Annotated in this window: 3 protein-coding genes; 2 read left to right on the forward strand and 1 reads right to left on the reverse strand. The window is 71.1% G+C overall.

Annotated features, from left to right (window positions below):
- The first annotated feature begins 6 nt into the window (after window positions 1-6).
- Window positions 7-2,295: an excinuclease ABC subunit UvrA gene (locus ACWCSD_RS48080; RefSeq protein WP_449925762.1), complete on the forward strand. Its 2,289-nt coding sequence runs from the start codon at window positions 7-9 to the stop codon at window positions 2,293-2,295.
- On the opposite strand, the gene ACWCSD_RS48085 is transcribed toward ACWCSD_RS48080, so the two are convergent.
- Window positions 2,204-2,983: a putative hydro-lyase gene (locus ACWCSD_RS48085; RefSeq protein ID WP_358302488.1), complete on the reverse strand. Its 780-nt coding sequence runs from the start codon at window positions 2,981-2,983 to the stop codon at window positions 2,204-2,206. The two genes, ACWCSD_RS48080 and ACWCSD_RS48085, sit on opposite strands and share 92 nt — an antisense overlap.
- 190 nt (window positions 2,984-3,173) lie before the next feature.
- Between ACWCSD_RS48085 and ACWCSD_RS48090 the strand changes: the two genes are divergently transcribed.
- A partial coding sequence (locus ACWCSD_RS48090) for a sodium:solute symporter family protein (protein ID WP_449925759.1) occupies window positions 3,174-4,694 on the forward strand: 1,521 nt, incomplete at its 3' end.

The following is a 4,694-nucleotide window of genomic DNA, read 5'->3' on the forward strand; positions in this document are numbered from 1 at the left end:
AAGCTATTGGGGGTGTGGCACGTGTCGCGCGACATCGAGCTGATCGGCCTGCGGCAGAACAATCTCAAGGACGTCTCGCTGCGGCTGCCCAAGGAGCGGCTGACGGTGTTCACCGGCGTGTCGGGGTCGGGCAAGTCCTCGATCGTGTTCGGCACCATCGCCACGGAGTCGCAGCGGCAGCTCAACGAGACCTTCAGCGCGTTCGTCAGGAACCGGCTGCCCAAGCACGAGCGCCCGCGCGCCGAGCGCATGTCCGGCCTGACCGCCGCCGTGATCGTGGACCAGAAGCCGGTCGGCGGCGGCGCCCGCTCGACCGTGGGCACCATGACCGAGGTGCACGCGATCCTGCGGGTGCTGTTCTCGCGGCGCGGCGAGCCGTCGGCGGGGCCCGCGACGGCGTACTCGTTCAACGACCCGCAGGGCATGTGCCCGGTCTGCGACGGTCTGGGGAAGAAGGTGGAGGCCGACGTCGGCAAGCTGCTCGACGAGGACCTCTCCCTGAACGAGGGCGCGATCCGCATGGCCCCGCCCGGGTCGTACGTGTGGCAGCTCTACGCCAGGTCGGGGCTGTTCGACCCGGACAAGCCGTTGCGCGGCTTCACGCCGCAGGAGCGCGACCTGCTGCTGTACGGCGGCGGCTTCAAGGTCAGCCGCGGCGAGTACACCAACACCTACGAGGGGCTGGTCACCCGGTTCGAGCGGATCCACCTCAAGCGCGACCTCGACCAGCTCGACAAGGCGGCGGCGCCGTACGTGCGGCAGGCCACGTGCCCGGAGTGCGGCGGCCGGCGGCTCAACGCGGCCGCGCTGGCCTCGCGCATCGATGGGTTGTCCATCGCCGACCACTGCGCGATGGAGGTGACCGACCTCATCGGCGCGCTGGAGAGCCTGGGCGACCCGGTGGCGGAGGCGGCGGTGGAGTCGTTGCGCCGGATCGACGCCATCGGCCTCGGCTACCTCAGCCTCGACCGCGGGACGCCGACGTTGTCGGGCGGCGAGGCGCAGCGGCTCAAGACCGTGCGGAACCTGGGCAGCAGCCTCACCGGCATGACGTACATCTTCGACGAGCCCAGCGTGGGGCTGCACCCTCGTGACGTCCACCGGCTCGGCGACCTGCTGGTGGAGCTGCGCGACAAGGGCAACACGGTGCTGGTCGTCGAGCACGACCGCGACCTGATCGAGCTGGCCGACCACGTGGTGGACATGGGGCCGGGCGCGGGCACGCGGGGCGGCCGGGTCGTGTTCGAGGGCACGGTGGCGGCGCTGACGTCCGGCGGCACGCTGACCGGCCGCATGCTGCGGCGGGTCACCGGGCTCAAGGACGCCGTGCGCGCCCCGGCCGGCTGGCTGACCGTCGAGGGCGCGAACGCCCACAACCTCAAGGACGTCACCGTACGCGTGCCGCTCGGCGTGCTCACCGCGGTCACCGGGGTGGCCGGGTCGGGCAAGAGCACGCTGATGCGCCAGGAGCTGGTCGCCCGGCATCCGCACGTGGTGCTCATCGACCAGTCGGCCATCGGCGGCTCGCCGCGCTCGACCCCGGCGACGTACCTCGACGCCATGGACCCGCTGCGCAAGCTGTTCGCCGACGCCAACGGGGTGCGGCCGGGGCTGTTCAGCTTCAACTCGGCCGGCGCGTGCCCGGTGTGCAAGGGGCGCGGCGAGATCAAGACGGACCTGGCGTTCATGGACCCGGTGACCCGGGTGTGCGACGCGTGCGGCGGCAGCCGGTACAGCCCGGAGGCGCTGTCGTACACGGTGGCGGGCCGCACGATCGCGGACGTGCTGGCGATGACGGCCGAGGAGGCCGCGGGCCTGTTCGACCTGCCGGGCATCGGCGGGCTCGGCGCGCTGGGGCTCGGCTACCTGACCCTCGGGCAGCCGCTCAGCACGTTGTCCGGCGGGGAGCGGCAGCGGCTCAAGCTGGCGCACCGGATGCGCGAGCGCGGTCAGGTGTACGTCTTCGACGAGCCGACGACCGGGCTGCACATGGCCGACGTGGACACGCTGCTGGCCCTGCTCGACCGGCTGGTGGACGGCGGCGACACGGTCATCGTCGTCGAGCACGACCTCGACGTGGTCAAGCACGCCGACTGGGTCATCGACCTCGGCCCCGAGGCCGGCCGGCACGGCGGCGAGGTGATCTTCGAAGGCACCCCGGCCGAACTGACCGAAGCATCCACCTATACCGCGAAATATCTGGTCAAGTCACTCGATAGTCGTCGTCCCGGACGTCCAGCACGGCCATGTGACCGGGCAGATGACCGATCGCGTACTCCACGCCGCTCGCCATGACCGCCGCCTGCGGCGTCACCCCGCAGGCCCAGAACAGCGGCACGTCCCCCGGCCGCAGCTCCACCGGGTCACCGAAGTCGGGACGCCCCAGGTCGAGCACGCCGATCGCGGCCGGGTCGCCCACGTGCACCGGCGCGCCGTGCACCCGCGGATACCTGCCGCTCACCTCGACGGCCCGCCGCACCAGCTCCTCCGGGACCGGCCGCATCGAGACGACCAGCGGCCCCGACAGCGAGGCGGTGGACTCGCACGGCACGTTCGTGCGGTACATCGGCACGTTCCTGCCCTGCTCCAGGTGCCGTACCGGGACGCCGGCGGCCAGCAGCGCCGCCTCGAAGGTGAAGCTGCAGCCGATGAGGAACGGCACGAGGTCGGCCCGCCACTGCCCGGTCACCTCATCCAGGTCGGCCACGGGCTCGCCGTCGCGGTAGAGGCGGTAGCCGGGCAGGTCGGTGCGCAGGTCGCCGCGGAACAGGGTGGTCGACCAGGCGCCCGGCTCGCCCACGTCCAGCACGGGGCACGCCCGGGGGTTGCGGTGGGCGAACAGCAGCAGCTCGTACCGCAGGGCGGCGGGCACGGCGATCAGGTTGGCCTGCGTCCAGCCGCGGCACCAGCCCGCGGTGGGCACCCGTTCGCCGACGCGGAAGCGGGCCCGCGCCTGCGCGGGGGTCAAGGTGGCGACGTCCACCTCTCGACACTATGGCGACCACCGCACACGGTCCACAACGCACCCCACCACAGCGCCCGCCGCACGCCGACCACAACGCACCCCACCACAGCGCCCGCCGCACGCCGACCACAACGCACCCCACCACAGCGCCCGCCGCACCCCACCCGCAGTGCGGCTATCGCGGTGTTTTCCGGGTAGCGGGCCGGTTGTGCGATTAGACGTCAACCTCCTCGACTATCTGCTCATCGCGGTCTACTTCGCCACCGTGCTCGCCATCGGGTTCGCCGCCCGCCGCCGGATCAGCTCCAGCCTCGACTTCTTCCTCGCGGGCCGCGGACTGCCCGCCTGGATCACCGGGCTGGCGTTCGTGTCGGCCAACCTGGGCGCGATCGAGATCCTCGGCATGGCGGCCAACGGCGCCCAGTACGGCGCGATGACCGTGCACTACTACTGGATCGGCGCCGTCCCCGCGATGGTGTTCCTCGGCATCGTGATGATGCCCTTCTACTACCGCTCGAAGGTGCGCAGCGTCCCGGAGTTCCTGCGCAGGCGCTTCAACGGCGCCACCCAGCTGCTGAACGCCCTCATGTTCGCGGTCGCGCAGATCCTCATCGCCGGGGTGAACCTGTACGCGCTCGCGCTGGTCATGGAGGCCCTGCTGGGCTGGCCGCTGCCGGTGTCGGTGGTGGTCTCGGCGCTGATCGTGCTCTCCTACATCACGCTCGGCGGCCTGTCCTCGGCCATCTACAACGAGGTGCTGCAGTTCTTCGTGATCCTCGCCGGGCTGATCCCGCTGACCGTGCTCGGCCTGGTCAAGGTCGGCGGCGTGGCCGGGCTGTCCGACAAGGTACGGCAGAGCGCGCTCGGCGAGGGCGGCCTGCACACCTGGGCCGGGACCGCCGGCTCCAACCCGATGCAGGCCCACTGGATCGGGATCGTCTTCGGGCTGGGGTTCGTGCTCTCCTTCGGCTACTGGACGACGAACTTCGCCGAGGTGCAGCGCGCCCTGTCGGCCAGGAACACCAACGCGGCCCGGATGACGCCGATCATCGCGGCCTTCCCCAAGCTGTTGATCCCGCTGGTCACGGTGCTGCCGGGGATGATCGCGCTGGTGCTCTTCGGCGACCTGGGCAAGGGCCAGGACTACAACGACGCGATCCCGCTGCTCATGCGCGACCTGCTGCCGAACGGCGTGCTCGGCGTCGCGGTGACCGGGCTGCTGGCCTCGTTCATGGCGGGCATGGCGGCCAACATCAGCGGGTTCAACACGGTGTTCACCAACGACATCTGGCAGGCGCACGTACGGCCCGACCGCCCGGACGGCTACTACCTGAACGTCGGACGCGTCGCCACCGTCGCCGGCGTGGCGCTCGGCGTGGGCACGGCGTTCATCGCGGCCGGCTACTCCAACATCATGAACTACCTGCAGGCGCTGTTCAGCTTCTTCAACGCGCCGCTGTTCGCGACGTTCGTCGTCGGGCTGTTCTGGCGGCGGATGACGCCGTGGGCCGGGTTCTGGGGGCTGCTGGCGGGAACGCTGAGCGCCTTCGCGTCGTACTTCGCCTACAAGGCCGGCGTGGTGGACTTCGGCACCGAGCTGAACGCCAGCTTCTGGGGCGCGGGCATCGCCTTCGCCGTGGACGTGCTGGTGTCGGTGATCGTCACGCTGGTCACCACGCCCAAGCCGGAGCGGGAGCTGCGCGGCCTGGTGTACGGCCTGAACGCCGCG

Source organism: Nonomuraea sp. NPDC001684, assembly GCF_053596515.1.